15 protein-coding genes and 1 riboswitch are annotated in these 15,190 nt (G+C 72.5%); of the genes, 7 read left to right on the top strand and 8 right to left on the bottom strand.

Annotation, left to right across the window (positions count from 1 at the left end):
• Nucleotides 1-22 precede the first annotated feature (22 nt).
• Nucleotides 23-193 carry a hypothetical protein gene (locus OHA86_RS23230; protein ID WP_329178163.1) on the bottom strand — a complete coding sequence of 57 codons (171 nt, stop codon included), beginning with the start codon at nt 191-193 and terminating at the stop codon, nt 23-25.
• 265 nt (nt 194-458) lie between these two features.
• Between OHA86_RS23230 and OHA86_RS23225 the strand changes: the two genes are divergently transcribed.
• Nucleotides 459-2,582, top strand: coding sequence for a HelD family protein (locus tag OHA86_RS23225; protein ID WP_329178162.1), 2,124 nt, complete (start codon nt 459-461; stop codon nt 2,580-2,582).
• A gap of 198 nt (nt 2,583-2,780) precedes the next feature.
• Here the strand turns inward: OHA86_RS23225 and OHA86_RS23220 are convergent, their stop codons facing one another.
• Nucleotides 2,781-3,491, bottom strand: coding sequence for a copper homeostasis protein CutC (locus OHA86_RS23220; protein WP_329178161.1), 711 nt, complete (start codon nt 3,489-3,491; stop codon nt 2,781-2,783).
• Between the two features lie 925 nt (nt 3,492-4,416).
• Here OHA86_RS23220 and OHA86_RS23215 point away from each other — a divergent pair.
• From OHA86_RS23215 to OHA86_RS23200, 4 genes are all read left to right on the top strand, one after another.
• Nucleotides 4,417-5,421: an ABC transporter ATP-binding protein gene (locus OHA86_RS23215; RefSeq protein WP_329178158.1), complete on the top strand. Its 1,005-nt coding sequence runs from the start codon at nt 4,417-4,419 to the stop codon at nt 5,419-5,421.
• Between the two features lies 1 nt (nt 5,422).
• Nucleotides 5,423-6,235: an ABC transporter permease gene (locus tag OHA86_RS23210; RefSeq protein ID WP_329178156.1), complete on the top strand. Its 813-nt coding sequence runs from the start codon at nt 5,423-5,425 to the stop codon at nt 6,233-6,235.
• A 40-nt stretch (nt 6,236-6,275) separates the two neighbouring features.
• Nucleotides 6,276-7,037, top strand: a complete 762-nt coding sequence (locus tag OHA86_RS23205; RefSeq protein ID WP_329178154.1) for an ABC transporter permease — start codon at nt 6,276-6,278, stop codon at nt 7,035-7,037.
• An 84-nt stretch (nt 7,038-7,121) separates the two neighbouring features.
• Complete coding sequence (locus tag OHA86_RS23200; protein ID WP_329178153.1) at nt 7,122-7,796, top strand: HD domain-containing protein; 675 nt, start codon at nt 7,122-7,124, stop codon at nt 7,794-7,796.
• 15 nt (nt 7,797-7,811) lie between these two features.
• On the opposite strand, the gene OHA86_RS23195 is transcribed toward OHA86_RS23200, so the two are convergent.
• Complete coding sequence (locus tag OHA86_RS23195; RefSeq protein WP_329178151.1) at nt 7,812-8,090, bottom strand: DUF4031 domain-containing protein; 279 nt, start codon at nt 8,088-8,090, stop codon at nt 7,812-7,814.
• Nucleotides 8,087-8,476, bottom strand: a complete 390-nt coding sequence (locus OHA86_RS23190; protein ID WP_329178149.1) for a hypothetical protein — start codon at nt 8,474-8,476, stop codon at nt 8,087-8,089. Before OHA86_RS23190 ends, OHA86_RS23195 begins: the two co-directional genes overlap by 4 nt.
• A 121-nt stretch (nt 8,477-8,597) precedes the next feature.
• Between OHA86_RS23190 and OHA86_RS23185 the strand changes: the two genes are divergently transcribed.
• Entirely contained in the window at nt 8,598-9,566 is a 969-nt protein-coding gene (locus tag OHA86_RS23185) for a MurR/RpiR family transcriptional regulator (protein ID WP_443071838.1), read from the top strand.
• 211 nt (nt 9,567-9,777) lie between these two features.
• Nucleotides 9,778-10,707 (top strand): N-acetylmuramic acid 6-phosphate etherase, encoded by a 930-nt coding sequence (gene murQ, locus OHA86_RS23180; RefSeq protein ID WP_329178147.1) that lies wholly within the window; start codon nt 9,778-9,780, stop codon nt 10,705-10,707.
• A gap of 119 nt (nt 10,708-10,826) precedes the next feature.
• On the opposite strand, the gene groL is transcribed toward murQ, so the two are convergent.
• The 4 genes from groL to thrC form a co-directional block, all read right to left on the bottom strand.
• Nucleotides 10,827-12,449 carry a chaperonin GroEL gene (groL, locus tag OHA86_RS23175; protein WP_329178146.1) on the bottom strand — a complete coding sequence of 541 codons (1,623 nt, stop codon included), beginning with the start codon at nt 12,447-12,449 and terminating at the stop codon, nt 10,827-10,829.
• 361 nt (nt 12,450-12,810) lie between these two features.
• Nucleotides 12,811-13,014: a cold-shock protein gene (locus OHA86_RS23170; protein ID WP_009339379.1), complete on the bottom strand. Its 204-nt coding sequence runs from the start codon at nt 13,012-13,014 to the stop codon at nt 12,811-12,813.
• A 443-nt stretch (nt 13,015-13,457) separates the two neighbouring features.
• Nucleotides 13,458-13,733 (bottom strand): MoaD/ThiS family protein, encoded by a 276-nt coding sequence (locus OHA86_RS23165; protein ID WP_329178145.1) that lies wholly within the window; start codon nt 13,731-13,733, stop codon nt 13,458-13,460.
• A complete protein-coding gene (gene thrC / locus OHA86_RS23160) occupies nt 13,730-15,037 on the bottom strand; it encodes a threonine synthase (RefSeq protein WP_329178143.1) in 1,308 nt (435 codons plus the stop codon). Before thrC ends, OHA86_RS23165 begins: the two co-directional genes overlap by 4 nt.
• Before the next feature lie 17 nt (nt 15,038-15,054).
• A riboswitch (SAM riboswitch) is annotated at nt 15,055-15,182 on the bottom strand.
• Nucleotides 15,183-15,190 lie beyond the last annotated feature (8 nt).

Raw genomic sequence — 15,190 nt, 5'->3', positions numbered from 1 at the left:
TACGGGGACGGGGCCGGCCGGGTCAGTGCGGCTTGGCCTCGCTGCCGAGCAGCACCACCTCCACCGCCGTCACGGCGAAGACGCGGACCGCGCGCAGGGCGCTGCCGAGGCGGTGGCGCGGGTGTTCCGGAAGGGCGCCGAGCACGGTGGCACCGTGGACGGCCGGACCTGGGGCAAGAGTGGTGGAGGCCATGTCTCAACGGTACGAAATCAGGCATCCGGGCGACGTCCGGCTGAGGGCGTACATCTTCCCCCAGGGGTTCAGCCCCCGGTCGGAGCCCCGACCCCTACCCCGTATCGGGGTGACCCCTGAGTCTCCCCCGGGGTGAAATCCGTTCGCGCCTCCCGCGGCCGAGGCGTAAGATCGCGCGTCTTGCCGCCTCCCGGACGGGAGTGCCGCCGGCCGGACGGAAACCGGTCGGCCTCGTCACGTACGTACACCAGCCGGAGGCAAAGCCGTGCCCTCGCACGCCCAGATCCAGGACCATTCGCCCGATCCCCTCCAGCGGGAGCGCGACCATCTGTCGTCGTCCCGGGCCGCGCTGCGGGCCATGCGGGAGGACGTCGAGGCGCTCGACATCAGCGATGTCACCGGCAACTGGGTCAACGCCAAGATCCTCGCCGCCGAGATCGACGTCCGCATCAAGGCGCTCGCCGACCTCGCCCACACCCCGCTGTTCTTCGGCCGCCTCGACTACTGCCGCGCGCCCGGCACGGATCCGGCCTCCGGGGTGGTGTCGAGCGGGGCGGCGCCCGGCAGCCCGGATGCGGGCGGCGGTGGGCGGCAGGCGGGCGAGAGCTTCTACATCGGGCGCCGCCATGTGCACGACGCCCACGGCGACCCGATGGTGATCGACTGGCGGGCGCCGGTCTCCCAGCCGTTCTACCGCGCCTCGCGCGCCGAGCCGATGGATGTACGACTGCGCCGCCGCTTCGGCTACACCGGCGGCGAGCTGACCGCGTACGAGGACGAGCACCTGTCCGACCCGGCGGAGGCCGACACCGCGAGCAAGCTGCTCCAGACCGAGATCGAACGGCCCCGCGTCGGCCCGATGCGGGACATCGTCGCGACGATCCAGCCCGAGCAGGACGAGATCGTCCGGGCCGGGGTCGCGGGCACGGTGTGCGTGCAGGGTGCGCCGGGCACCGGGAAGACGGCGGTCGGCCTGCACCGGGTGGCGTACCTGCTGTACGCGCACCGTGAACGCCTCGCCCGTACCGGCACGCTGGTGATCGGGCCGAACGCCTCCTTCCTCCAGTACATCGAGCAGGTGCTGCCCGCGCTGGGCGAACTCCAGGTCAAGCAGGCCACGGTGGACGGCCTGGTGGCCCATGTGCCGCTGCGCGGCGCCGACTCGGCGGACACCGCCCGCGTCAAGGGCGACGCCCGGATGGCGGAGGTGCTGCGCCGGGCGGTGCGCTCCGGCATCCGGATGCCCACCGAACCGGTGATGGTGGTGCGCGGGTCGCGGCGCTGGCGGGTGCCGGCCTACGAACTGGAGGAGATCGTCCGGGAGCTGGCCGACCGCGACATCCGCTACGGCGCCGCGCACGACGCGCTGCCGCAGCGGATCGCGCACGCGGTGCTGGTCCAGATGGAGCGGGCGGGCGAGGCGCCGGACGACCGGGTGCAGGACGCGGTGGCCCGCAACGCGGCGGTGAAAGCGGCCGTCAAGGCGTGCTGGCCGCCGGTCGATCCGGCGAAGCTGGTGCTGCGGCTGCTGTCGGACCCGGACTTCCTTGCCTCGTCCGCCGAGGGGCTGCTCGACGCGGACGAGCAGAAGGCGGTCCTGTGGGAGAGGCCCGCGCGCGGGCTGGCGTCGGCGAAGTGGTCGGCGGCCGACGCCGTACTGATCGACGAGGCGCGGGACCTGGTGCAGCGCACCGCGTCGCTCGGCCATGTGGTGCTGGACGAGGCGCAGGACCTGTCGCCGATGCAGTACCGGGCGGTCGGGCGGCGCTGCTCGACCGGCTCGGCGACCGTACTCGGCGACATCGCGCAGGGCACGACGCCGTGGGCGACCGCGAGTTGGGCCGAGGCGCTGCGCCACCTCGGCAAACCGGACGCCAGGATCGAGGAGTTGACCCGGGGCTTCCGTGTGCCGCGCGAGGTCATCGCCTACGCCTCCCGGCTGCTGCCGCAGATCGCCCCCGACCTGGCCCCGGCCACCTCGGTACGTGAGGCGGGCGGCGACTTCGGCGTACGGGCGGTGCCGGAGGGCGAGTTGGACGCGGCGGTGGTCGCGGCGTGCCGGGACGCGCTGCGGCACGAGGGGTCGATCGGGCTGATCGCGGCGGACCCGAGGATCGCGGCGCTGGGCGCGGCGCTGGCCGAGGCGGGGCTGCCCTACCTCGCGCCGGGCGCCGAGACCTCGGCCGAGGCCCGGCTGACTCTGGTGCCCGCGTCGCTCGCCAAGGGCCTTGAATACGACTACGTGGTGCTCGACGAGCCCGCGACGATCGTGGCGGCCGAGCCCGACGCGCGCACCGGCCTGCGCCGCCTCTATGTCGCCCTGACCCGTGCGGTGTCGGGCCTGGCGGTGCTGCACGCGCGGCCGCTGCCGGCGGCGCTGGCGGACTGACCGCCCGCGTCGGCGCGCGGGCGGTCCGAGCAGCCGCCCGGTCGTGCCCGCGCCGGGCGCCGGCGCGTTCGGGGCGGCGGTGATCCGCCGCTCCCCGAAGGCGAAGCGCGAGGTGAGGATGGCCGCGAGCCCGTCTCCAGCTCGCCCCGTACCCTGCGGGCCCCGGCCGCGTCGGGTACGGCACGGGCGCCGCCGCGGTCAGCCCACCGCGACGGGCGTGTCCAGGACATTGCGCCAGGTGCGCACCGCTTCGACGTCCACGGGACCCGCCCAGCCGCCGGCCCGTACCGCACCGCCGACGTGGAAGGCGTCGAGCCCGGCGGCCCGCAGCTCCGGTACGTGGTCGAGCAGCAGCCCGCCGCCGACCAGCAGCCGCGGCTCGTACCCCGGTTCGCCGCCGCGCGCGGCCTCCGCGCACAGCACCGCCATCCCGGCGCCGACGCCGTCGGCGGACCCGGCGGTCAGATACGTGTCGAGCCCGGGCAGCCCGGCAAGCTGCAACCGTACGGCGTCCCGGTCCGCGGCCCGGTCGATCGCCCGGTGGAAGGTCCAGCGGCACCCGTCGAGCACGTCCACCAGGGCGTGTACGGCGTCGAGGTCCGCCGAGCCGCGCGGGTCGAGGAAGCCGAGCACGAATTCCGTGGCGCCCTCGGCGCGCAGGCCCTGCGCCGCCTCGCACAGTTCGTCCAGCTGGCGGGCGCCGCCCGTGGTGAAGCCGTCCGAGAGCCTCAGCATCACGCGCAGCGGGATGTCGACGGCGGCGCGGATCGCGCCGAACGTCGCCCGCGACGGGGTCAGGCCGTCCGCGGCCATATCGGTGACCAGTTCGAGGCGATCGGCGCCGCCGTCCTGGGCCGCTACGGCATCGTCCGCGCCGAGGGCGATCACCTCGAAGATTGGTCTAGACATATGGCCAAGCCTGCCACATGCCATCGCGGCACGCGACCCCCGGGTCCCACTCCGCCCCCGCGAAACCCCTCTTTCCCCGCCCCCGGGGAATCCCCGGTTCCCCTTCGGCGAGCCTGTGCCCCTTTCCCGGGCACGGGGGTTGCGCGGTATCCCTTCGGACAGAGGGTGCCGGTCCGCTGCCGCGAGACCGAGGGTACCCCTGGGGCAGGCGGTGCCAATCCGCTCGCGCGGGCCTGGGGATGCGTCCGGGGCTGGGGGTGTCCCTTTCCCCGGGCGCGGAGGTTCTGCGGTACCCCTTCGGCAAGGCGGTGCCATTCCGCTCACGCGGGGACCGAGGGTGCCCCTGCGGCAGGGGGCGCCCCTTTCCCCGGGCACGGGGGTACTGCGGTACCCCTTCGGCAAGGCGGTGCCTATCCGCTCACGCGGGACCGAGGGTGCCCCTGCGGCAGGGGGCGCCCACCAGGGGCGCGGGGAACGGCGCGCTCAGCCGACCACCGGCCGGGGGGCCGGATGCGACAGCAACCGCCCCTTTCGGCCGGTGGCGGGCGTACAGCTTGCCGACGGCTGGTCGCGCTGTTCCCCGCGCCCCTGGGGTGCTGGCGGTGCGTCCGCACAGGACGGCACGTCGTGGCCGAGCGCGCCATTCCCCGCGCCCCCGCGGGCCGTGCGCACAGGACGGCGCGTCGTGGCTGAGCACAGTTCCCCGCGCCCCCGCGGCCCGTACGCACACGACGGTCGTGGTGGGCCGAGCGCGCCGTTTCCCGCGCCCCCGCGGGCCCGCGGCCCGTGCGGACGTGATGGCACGCGGTCGCCCCCGTTACCGACGGACGTCACGTTTTTGCGTGAAAAGGCGTTGAACTTGCGGCACCGCTCTGGTGGGATGTCCCGGCACCCCGGGCGGCCGGGACCGTCGGGAGGGGCGACAGTGGTCGAGCAGCAGGGGGCGGCGGGGCGGCCGCAGGGCGCGAGGGGGCAGGAGGGCGCGGACGGGGGCCCGTTGATCGAGGCGGCCGGCCTGCGCAAGGTGCACACCCCGCGGGGCGGCGGCGCCCCGACCGAAGCCGTCGCCGGCATCGATTTCACCGTCCACCGCGGCGAAGCCTTCGGCTTCCTCGGCCCGAACGGCGCCGGAAAGTCCACGACGATGCGCATGATCGCCGCCGTCTCCCCGGTGTCGGGCGGCCGGCTGCGCGTGCTGGGCATGGACCCGGCCGCCGACGGCCCCGCGATCCGCGCCCGCCTCGGCTCCGTACCGCAGGACGACACGCTCGACACGGAGCTGACCGTCCGGGAGAACCTGCTCGTCTACGGGCGCTACTTCGGCCTGCCGCGCGCCGTCATCCGCGAACGCGCCGCCCAGCTGCTGGACTTCGCGCGGCTCGCGGACAAGGCGGACGAGCAGGTGGAGGCGCTGTCGGGCGGGATGCGGCGGCGGCTGACGATCGCCCGCTCGCTCATCAACAGGCCGGACATCCTGCTGCTCGACGAGCCGACGACCGGGCTCGACCCGCAGGCCAGGCATCTGCTCTGGGAGCGGCTCTTCCGGCTCAAGCAGCAGGGCGTGACGCTGCTGCTGACCACCCACTACATGGACGAGGCCGAGCAGTTGTGCGACCGGATCGTGGTGATGGACCACGGGCGGATCGTCGCGGAGGGCAGCCCGGCGGAGCTGATAGCCCGGCACTGCACCCGCGAGGTGCTGGAGCTGCGCTTCCCGCCCGACCGCCAGCAGGACGTCGCCGTACGGCTCGGCGGCATCGGCGACCGCCTCGAAGCGCTGCCCGACCGGCTGCTGGTCTACGCCGACGACGGCGAGGACGCGCTCGCCGCCGTGCACCGCGGCGGAGTCGAGCCGCTGACCGCGCTGGTGCGGCGGGCCGGCCTTGAGGACGTCTTCCTCACCCTCACCGGCCGGACGCTGGTGGACTGAGATGACGACCGCCGCCACCGCACAACTCGACACATTGGTCGCCCGGGTGCCCGCGCTGCGGGAGTTCGGCTACTGGATGCGCCGCTACCGCCGCGTCTGGCGCGGCACCGTGGTGATGAGCGTGGCCAACCCGCTGCTCTTCCTGGCCGCGATGGGCGCGGGCCTGGGCAAACTGGTGGACGCCAACCACAGCGGCCACCTCGCGGGGACGCCCTACCTGGACTTCCTCGCCCCGGGCCTGCTCGCCGCCTCCGCGATGCAGAACGGCTTCATCGAAGGCGCCTTCCCCGTCTTCCAGTCGTCCCGCAGCCGCGGCAACTACCCGGCCGCCGCGGCCACTCCGATGCGCCCCGGCGACATCCTGGCCGGGCATCTGCTCTTCGTGGCCTTCCGGGTCCTGCTCAGCGGGGTGCTCTTCCTGGCGGTGGTCGTGGCCTTCGGGGTGGTCGGCCCGGCGCGGGCGGCCCTCGCCGCCGTACCGGTCCTGCTGACCGGTACGGCCTTCGCGGCCCCGCTGATGGCCTGGGCGGTGACCGTGGACCGGCAGAGCCGCCTCAACGGGCTCTACCGCTTCGTGGTGATGCCGCTCTACATGTTCTCCGGCACCTTCTTCCCCATCGGCCAACTCCCGCACTGGCTGCGGGCGGTGGCCGCCTGCACGCCGCTCTACCAGGGCGTGGCGCTGACCCGGGCGGTCGCCCTGGGCGACGCGCGGCCGGGGGCCACCGCCGTGCACATCGGCTATCTGCTCGCACTGACCGCCGCCGGAGTGTGGGCGGCCCGCCGGGCGTACGTCCGGCGGCTGAACCGCTGAAAGGACCGCCGTGCTCAGCGCGTTGTGGAGATCCCCGGCCGTGGCAGGTCCCGCCGCCCTGGTCGAGCGCAACCTCGTCATCTACCGCCACACCTGGTACCTGCTGCTGGCCGAGATCTTCGAACCGGTGCTGTACCTGCTGTCGATGGGCCTGGGCATCGGCGCGCTCGTCGGCCATGTCCCGGGGCTCGGCGACCCGTCGGTCGGCTACGTCGACTTCGTCGCGCCCGCGCTGCTGGCCACCGCGGCGATGAACGGCGCCATGAACGAGACGACGTTCAACATCTACGGCAAGCTCAGGATGCTGCACACCTACGACTCGATCCTCGCCACCCCGCTGCGGATCCGCGATGTCGCGCTCGGCGAGGTCGCCTGGGCGCTGCTGCGCGGCACCGCCGTCACGGTCGTCTTCGGCGCGGGCGTGGCCGCCTTCGGCCTGGTGCACTCGCTGTGGGCGCTGCTGATCCTGCCGGGCGCGCTCCTGATCGCCTTCGCCTTCGCCGCGACGGGCCTGGCGGTCGTCACGTACGTCCGCAGCTGGCAGGACTTCCAGCTGATCCAGCTGGTGATGCTGCCGATGTTCCTGTTCGCGACGACCTTCTACCCGCTGGGCGTGTACGCCCGTCCGGTGCAGATCGCGGTGGAGTGCCTGCCGCTGTACCAGAGCATCGAGCTGATCCGGGAGCCGTCGCTCGGCGTCATGGACGCCGGGGTCGGCTTCGCCGCGCTCTATCTGCTGGCGTTCGGGTCCGCGGCCCTGGTGGTGGCGCTGCGGCGGCTGGAGCGCACGCTCGTGCCGTAACAGCCGGGGCCGCCCGGCGACCGTGACGCCGCGCCGGACACCCCGCACCTGAGCCGCTTTCACCATTCCGCCACAATGGCCCGCATGCCTCACACCAGGGCCGCCGCCCACCACCGCTACGACGCCCTGCTCGCCGAGTGGACCGAGCTGCTGCGCCGGTGCCAGAGCGCAGCCCCCGACGACGCCCCCGACCCGGGGCCGTACGGGCGCGACCTGCTGGAACGCTGGAGCGAACCGCAGCGGCGGTACCACACGCTCGACCACCTGGGCGACGTGCTGGCCCGCGCCACCGAGTTGACCGCCTACGCCGACGACCCCGACACGGTCGCGCTGGCCGCCTGGTTCCACGACGCCGTCTACCGCCCCGACCGCAGCGAGAACGAGGAGCGCAGCGCCGACCTCGCCCGCCGGGCCCTGCGCGAGGCGGGGGTCGCCGCCGACCGTACGGACGAGGTCGTCCGGCTGGTCCGCCTCACGATCACCCACGACCCCGCGCCCGGCGACGCCGACGGCGAGGTGCTCTGCGACGCCGACCTCGCCGTACTGGCCGGCGACCCGGCCTCCTACGCGGCCTACGCCGCCGCCGTCCGCGAGGAGTACGCCTTCGTGCCCGACCCGGACTTCCGCGCGGGACGTGCGGGCGTCCTGCGCCAGCTGCTGGCCCTCCCGCACCTCTTCCGCACCCCGTACGGCCAGGAGCGCTGGGAGCGCACCGCCCGCCGCAACCTCACGACCGAACTGGAGCTGCTGGAGGCCTGACCGCCCCCGGCGCGGTCAGCCGGCGGCGCGGCCCGGCGCGTACTTGCGGCGCCGCAGGCCCGCCTCCGTCAGCCGCCTGACCAGTTCCTTGCTGCCGATCTCGACGGCGCCGAGCCGCACCGCGTCGGCGTAGCGCTCGGCCGGTATGTCGTAGTGGTCGCGCTCGAAGGCGCGGGGCGGGGCGCCGAGGCGGGCGGCGAAGGTGTGCAGCTCGGCGTAGGAGGCGTCGCTGACCAGGTGGGACCACAGGCGGCCGTGGCCCGGCCAGGTCGGCGGGTCGAGGTAGACGGTCACCCGGCCGCCCCGCGGCCCTGGCCGCCGAGACCGCCGGCCTGCCCGCCGAGACCGCCGACCGGCGCGACCGCCTCGCCGATGGCCTCGCACACCCAGTGCGGGTCCGCGCCCAGCTCGGGCTCGACGGCGAGCGCGTGCGGCTCCTCGCAGTACGGGCACAGCGGCCAGCGGCCGTACGTCTCCAGCAGGGCGTCCTGGACGTCCTGGGCGACCAGTCCGGGTACGAAGTCGGCGCCGTCCGGCCACTGGTCGAGCCACCAGCGGCGGTCGGCGACCGCGTCCTCGACCAGGGAGACGACGGCGGGGCCCGCGACATCGCGGGCGGTGAGGTCGGCCAGTACGAGGGCACGGGCGGTGTGCAGCACCGCCTCTGCGGGTTCTTCCATGAGGTCCATTGTCCCAGGGGCCCGGCGGGACCCGCAGCGCCGCGAAACAGGACGTCCGGGGGCCGCAGGGCGCCGAAAAGTCCCTTGACGATGCCCGTGGCATGAAAATACCTTTCATCGAGTGACCCACAGCGTGAAGGAAAATTTCCCTCCGGGCGCCCGCCCCCTCCGCGGCGCCGCGGACGCGCCCGTCATACCCGTCGCACCCCCCGACCCGGGGGCGCTCGCCGCCAAGGTCCGTACGCTCGCGCCGTCCATGACCCGCTCGATGCAGCGGGTCGCGGAAGCCGTCGCGGGCGATCCGGCCGGCTGCGCCCAGCAGACCGTGACCGCGCTCGCGATCCGTACCGGCACCAGCGAGGCCACCGTCGTGCGCACCGCCCGGCTGCTGGGCTATCCCGGCTACCGCGACCTGCGGCTGGCGCTGGCCGCGCTCGCCGCCCAGCAGGCCGCGGGGGCGCCGCCCGTGGTGACCGCGGACATCGCGGTGGACGACCCGCTCGCCGACGTCGTCGCCAAACTCGCCCTGGAGGAACAGCAGGCCCTCGCCGACACCGCCGCCCAGCTGGACATGGCGCAGCTGGAGGCGGCGGTGACCGCGCTGGCCGGCGCGCGCAGGACGGATGTGTACGGGATCGCCGCATCCGGCCTCGTCGGCCAGGACCTGGCGCAGAAGCTGCTGCGGATCGGGCTGATCGCGCACGCGCACACCGACCCGCACCTGGCGGTGACCAACGCCGTACAGCTGCGGCCCGGCGACGTCGCGATCGCGATCACCCACTCGGGCAGCACGCACGACGTGATCGAGCCGCTGCGGGCCGCCTTCGACCGGGGCGCGACCACCATCGCGGTCAGCGGTCGCCCGGACGGCCCCGTCACCCAGTGGGCCGACATCGTGCTGACCACCTCCAGCTCGCGCGAGAGCGAGCTGCGGCCGGCCGCGATGTCCAGCAGGACCGGCCAACTCCTGCTGGTGGACTGCCTGTTCGTGGGGGTCGCCCAGCGCACGTACGAATCGGCCGCGCCCGCGCTCGCCGCCTCGTACGAAGCACTCGCACACCGGCACAGGCCGCGTGCCGCCCGTGGCTGATAATGCACTGAAATAACGTGTTGAAAGCATTTTCTCCTGGCCCGCCCCCAACCCGCCCAACCCGCCCATGCCTCCGCCCGGACCCCCCACCCGCACGCGGTCCGCCCCCACCCCGCCGAGCCCTCCGCTCCGCCGGCCTTGAAGGACGCCTGGCCGGCCCATCCCCCCACGCCCGCACCTGACCACTGCGAGAAGGATGAACGAGCCGCATATGCCCCAGTACACCGAGCTGCGCCGCGAGCTGGACACGCTGACCACCGAGGCGTTCCGGCCGGAGCTCGCCGAGATCGACCGCATGCCCACCCTGGAGATCGCCCGCACGATGAACGGTGAGGACGCCACCGTTCCGGCCGCCGTCGCCGCCCAGCTGCCCAGCATCGCCGCCGCCATCGACGGCATCGCCGCCCGGATGGCACGCGGCGGCCGGCTGGTCTACGCCGGCGCGGGGACGGCGGGACGGCTCGGCGTGCTGGACGCCAGCGAGTGCCCGCCGACCTTCAACACCACACCGGGACAGGAGGTCGTCGGCCTGATCGCGGGCGGCCCCGCCGCGATGGTCACCTCGATCGAGGGCGCGGAGGACAGCAGGGAGCTGGCCGCCGAGGACCTGGACGCGCTCGGGCTGACCGCCGCCGACACGGTGGTCGGCGTCTCGGCCTCCGGGCGCACCCCGTACGCGGTCGGCGCCGTCGAACACGCCCGCGCGCTCGGGGCGCTGACCGTCGGGCTGTCCTGCAACGCCCACTCGCCGCTGGCCGCCGCCGCCGACCACGGCATCGAGGTCGTCGTCGGCCCCGAGCTGGTCGTCGGATCGACCCGGCTGAAATCCGGCACCGCCCAGAAGCTCGTGCTGAACATGCTGTCGACCATCACCATGATCCGGCTCGGCAAGACCTACGGGAATCTGATGGTGGACGTGCGCGCGTCCAACGAGAAGCTGCGCGCCCGCTCCCGGCGGATCGTCTCGCTCGCCACCGGCGCGGACGAGCTGGCGATCGAGCAGGCGCTGACCGCGACCGACGGCGAGGTCAAACCGGCCATCCTCGCCCTGCTGGCCAAGGTCGACGCGCCGACCGCGGCCCGGCTGCTCACCGAGTCCGGCGGCCACCTCCGCGAGGCCCTGGAGTCCGCGCAGGCCTGACCGGCCGGCACCGGACCTCGCCGGCAAGGGCGGCGACAGCGAGAAGCGGCGCCCTCCTCCCCGTACGTACGGGGGAGGAGGGCGCCGCCTCTCGTGCTGGACGGTGATCCCTGGCGGGATCAGAAGTCCATGTCACCGCCGGGCATGCCGCCCGGGGCGGCGGCGGACGCCTTCTCGGGCTTGTCCGCGATGACGGCCTCGGTGGTGAGGAAGAGCGCGGCGATGGACGCGGCGTTCTGCAGCGCGGAGCGGGTGACCTTCGCCGGGTCGATGATGCCCTCGGCGATCATGTCGACGTACTCACCGGTCGCGGCGTTCAGGCCGTGGCCGATGGGCAGGTTGCGCACCTTCTCGACGATGACGCCGCCCTCAAGACCGCCGTTGATGGCGATCTGCTTGAGCGGGGCCTCCAGCGCGAGCTTCACGGCGTTGGCACCGGTCGCCTCGTCGCCTTCCAGCTCCAGCTTCTCGAACACCGCGGTGGCCTGCAGCAGGGCCACGCCGCCACCGGCGACGATGCCCTCCTCGACGGCGGCCTTCGCGTTGCGCACCGCGTCCTCGATACGGTGCTTGCGCTCCTTGAGCTCGACCTCGGTCGCGGCACCGGCCTTGATGACGGCAACGCCGCCGGCCAGCTTCGCCAGCCGCTCCTGCAGCTTCTCGCGGTCGTAGTCCGAGTCGCTGTTGTCGATCTCGGCGCGGATCTGGTTGACCCGGCCGGCGACCTGGTCGGTGTCGCCCGAGCCGTCCACGATGGTCGTCTCGTCCTTGGTGATGACGACCTTGCGGGCGCGGCCGAGCAGGTCGAGCCCGGCGTTCTCCAGCTTGAGGCCGACCTCTTCGGAGATGACGGTGCCACCGGTGAGGATGGCGATGTCACCGAGCATGGCCTTGCGGCGGTCGCCGAAGCCCGGGGCCTTGACGGCGACGGACTTGAAGGTGCCGCGGATCTTGTTGACGACCAGCGTGGAGAGCGCCTCGCCCTCGACGTCCTCGGCGATGATCAGCAGCGGCTTGCCGGACTGCATGACCTTCTCCAGCAGCGGGAGCAGGTCCTTGACCGCGGAGATCTTCGAGTTGACGATCAGGATGTACGGGTCGTCGAGCGACGCCTCCATACGCTCCAGGTCGGTGGCGAAGTACGCCGAGATGAAGCCCTTGTCGAAGCGCATGCCCTCGGTGAGCTCGAGCTCGAGCCCGAAGGTCTGCGACTCCTCGACGGTGATGACGCCTTCCTTGCCGACCTTGTCCATCGCCTCGGCGATCAGCTCGCCGATCTGGGTGTCGGCGGCGGAGATGGAGGCGGTCGAAGCGATCTGCTCCTTGGTCTCCACGTCCTTGGCCTGCTCCAGCAGGGCGGCGGAGACGGCCTCGACGGCCTTCTCGATGCCGCGCTTGAGCGCCATCGGGTTGGCACCGGCGGCTACGTTGCGCAGGCCTTCCTTGACCAGGGCCTGGGCCAGGACGGTCGCGGTCGTCGTGCCGTCACCGGCGACGTCGTCGGTCTTCTTCGCGACTTCCTTGACCAGCTCGGCGCCGATCTTCTCGTACGGGTCCTCCAGCTCGATCTCCTTGGCGATGGACACACCATCGTTGGTGATCGTCGGGGCGCCCCACTTCTTCTCAAGGACGACGTTCCGGCCCTTGGGACCGAGGGTGACCTTAACGGCGTCGGCGAGCTGGTTCATCCCGCGCTCAAGGCCGCGCCGCGCCTCCTCATCGAACGCGATGATCTTAGCCATGTGAAGTGTCCTCCGCGGACTGGGGGTTCCCCCACCGAGGCGGGGGGCGGTGGATCGGACCGTGTGGCGCCCGCGACGGACGGCCTGCCGGCCGCCGGTTCCTTCCCGACGCCCGGGCGGGCCTCACCGACCCGGTCCAAGTGGCACTCTCACTCGGAGAGTGCTAACGCCAATGATTAGCACTCTCCCCCTGCGAGTGCAAGCGTGCGGCTCGGCGGAAGGGGCCTTCCCCGGCGGCCGGGGGGCGGTCCGGGGAGCGGCCCAAGGGCCCCCGGAGCACCCGGGCATGGGCGAAGGGCCACCCCTGGCGGGGTGGCCCTTCGTGGTGGCGTCGCGTCGGTGGCCGAACGCGCCCGAGCCGTCAGCCGGCCAGCCGGACCATGTCCGCCTGCGGCCCCTTCTGACCCTGCGAGATCTCGAACTCGACTCGCTGGCCTTCTTCGAGGGTGCGGTATCCGTCCATCTGTATCGCGCTGTAGTGGACGAAAACATCCGCACCACCGTCGACCGCGATGAAGCCGTAGCCCTTCTCCGCGTTGAACCACTTGACGGTGCCCTGAGCCATTCCTAACTCCCCTATTACTGGCCCTATCGCGGCCCCGCGCTCCGCGGGCCCGGGTCAGACCTCACCTCCGAAGAGGTGTGCGCCGGAACGCGTCGACCGCGGCTGAATGTATCTGCACGGATGCCGTCTGCAACAGGTCAATTGGACGAGAATTCTGGGCGCGACCGATCGGAAATACCCTAGGAAAAAACGATAATGCAGGGCAAGTCGGACCGGACATAGCGGGCCTAAGGGGTTTTTCGCTTATGACTTTGGCGATAAATCGCCGCACCCGTCCCACGCGGTCGCCGGGCGGGCGCCGCTTGCCCCTGGCAAATGAACTCGGGCCCGCCGAGTGCCCCGGATGCGGGCGCCCCACCCGGGGGCGAAAGCAGTTCCCGGGCGGGGCGCAGGTTAAACATCAGAGCTTCTGCGGATTCCTGACAGTTCGGGGGCGGGCCGGCTCAGCCGCCCGCGACCGCGGGAATGATCGACACGCTGGCGCCGTCGGGGACCGCGGTGGCAAGACCCTCGGAAAAGCGGACATCGTCATCGTTGACATAGACGTTCACGAAACGACGGAGTTTGCCGGTGTCGTCGAGAACCCGCGCGGAAATACCGGCATGATTCTTTTCGAGCGATTCGATCACCGCGGCCAGCGTCGCGCCCTCGGCCTGAACTTCGGCCTGGCCGCCGGTGTAGGTACGGAGAATGGTGGGGATACGTACGGAAGCACTCATGCGAGGCCAGCCTCTCGGAACGCGGCAACGGTGGGGCGGATGGTCGCGGTCGGCCCGGTGGTCGGGGACACCGCGTCCAGAGTCTTGAGCCCGTCGCCGGTGTTCAGCACGACGGTCTCGGCGGCCGGGTCGAGCTGCCCGGTCTCGATGAGCTTGCGCAGCACACCGACGGTCACCCCGCCGGCGGTCTCGGCGAAGATCCCCTCGGTGCGGGCGAGCAGCTTGATCGCGTCCACGACCTGCGTGTCGTCCACGTCCTCGACCGCGCCGCCGGTGCGCCGGACGATGTCCAGCACGTAGGGGCCGTCCGCCGGGTTGCCGATGGCCAGCGACTTGGCGATGGTGTCCGGCTTCACCGGGCGTACGACGTCGTGCCCCGCCTTGAAGGCCGCGGAGACCGGCGAACAGCCCTCGGCCTGGGCCCCGTAGATCGTGTACGGCTTGTCTTCGACCAGGCCGAGCCTGATCAGCTCCTGGAGGCCCTTGTCGATCTTGGTGAGCTGCGAGCCCGAGGCGATCGGGATGACCAGGTTGTCCGGCAGGCGCCAGCCGAGCTGTTCGGCGATCTCGTAGGCCAGCGTCTTGGAGCCCTCGCCGTAGTACGGCCGCAGGTTGACGTTGACGAAGCCCCAGCCCTCACCGATCGGGTCGCCGATCAGCTCGGAGCAGAAGCGGTTCACATCGTCGTACGAGCCCTCGATCGCGACGAGTTCGCCGCCGTAGACCGCGGCCATCACGACCTTGCCCTCCTCCAGGTCGTGCGGGATGAACACGCACGAGCGGAAGCCCGCCCTGGCCGCGGCGGCGCCGACCGCGCCGGCCAGATTGCCGGTGGACGAGCAGGACAGCGTCGTCAGGCCGAAGGTGCGGGCGGCCTCAAGGGCGATGGCGACGACCCGGTCCTTGAAGGAGTGCGTCGGGTTGCCCGAGTCGTCCTTGACGTACAGGCCGCCGGTGATGCCCAGTTCGCGGGCCAGGTTGTCGGCCTTGACGAGCTTGGTCCAGCCCGGGTTGAGGTTCTGCTTCTCGGTGACGTCGGCGGGCACCGGCAGCAGCGGGGCGTAGCGCCAGATGTTCGCGGGGCCGGCCTCGATCCGCTTGCGCAGGCCCTCCGGGTCGCCCAGCGGCAGGTCGTAGGCCACTTCCAGCGGCCCGAAGCACTCCTGACAGGCGAAGACCGGGCTCAGCGGATAGCGCGTGCCGCACTCCCGGCAGGACAGCGCGACGGCGGGTCCGAAGGCGGCTTCGTGGGGATTCTCAGCGGAAACGCTGGTGGTGTTGCCGGCGACAGTCTGCACAGCCATGGTGGCGAGGCCCTTTCTCCTCATCTTCCTCGCGGCGGAGATCGCCACAAGACGGAATTGGCACCGTCCCCACCATGACCTCGCGGTCGGCGGGAGGGTTGCCGGGGCTTCAACGGGCCGTTCCCTCTGCCCCTCTGGATGAGCGGTATGGCA

Origin of the sequence: Streptomyces sp. NBC_01477 (assembly GCF_036227245.1) — a bacterium.
In the GTDB taxonomy this organism is placed as follows: Bacteria; Actinomycetota; Actinomycetes; order Streptomycetales; family Streptomycetaceae; genus Actinacidiphila.
Note: the sequence above shows the minus strand (reverse complement) of the source record. Positions and strands in the feature narration are given on the sequence as shown.

Coding starts and splice junctions, on each gene's coding strand:
- OHA86_RS23230 (WP_329178163.1), bottom strand. CDS start 193: ATGGCCTCCACCACTCTTGCCCCAGGTCCGGCCGTCCACGGTGCCACC.
- OHA86_RS23220 (WP_329178161.1), bottom strand. CDS start 3,491: ATGTCTAGACCAATCTTCGAGGTGATCGCCCTCGGCGCGGACGATGCC.
- OHA86_RS23210 (WP_329178156.1), top strand. CDS start 5,423: ATGACGACCGCCGCCACCGCACAACTCGACACATTGGTCGCCCGGGTG.
- OHA86_RS23200 (WP_329178153.1), top strand. CDS start 7,122: ATGCCTCACACCAGGGCCGCCGCCCACCACCGCTACGACGCCCTGCTC.
- OHA86_RS23190 (WP_329178149.1), bottom strand. CDS start 8,476: ATGGAAGAACCCGCAGAGGCGGTGCTGCACACCGCCCGTGCCCTCGTA.
- murQ (WP_329178147.1), top strand. CDS start 9,778: ATGCCCCAGTACACCGAGCTGCGCCGCGAGCTGGACACGCTGACCACC.
- groL (WP_329178146.1), bottom strand. CDS start 12,449: ATGGCTAAGATCATCGCGTTCGATGAGGAGGCGCGGCGCGGCCTTGAG.
- OHA86_RS23170 (WP_009339379.1), bottom strand. CDS start 13,014: ATGGCTCAGGGCACCGTCAAGTGGTTCAACGCGGAGAAGGGCTACGGC.
- OHA86_RS23165 (WP_329178145.1), bottom strand. CDS start 13,733: ATGAGTGCTTCCGTACGTATCCCCACCATTCTCCGTACCTACACCGGC.
- thrC (WP_329178143.1), bottom strand. CDS start 15,037: ATGGCTGTGCAGACTGTCGCCGGCAACACCACCAGCGTTTCCGCTGAG.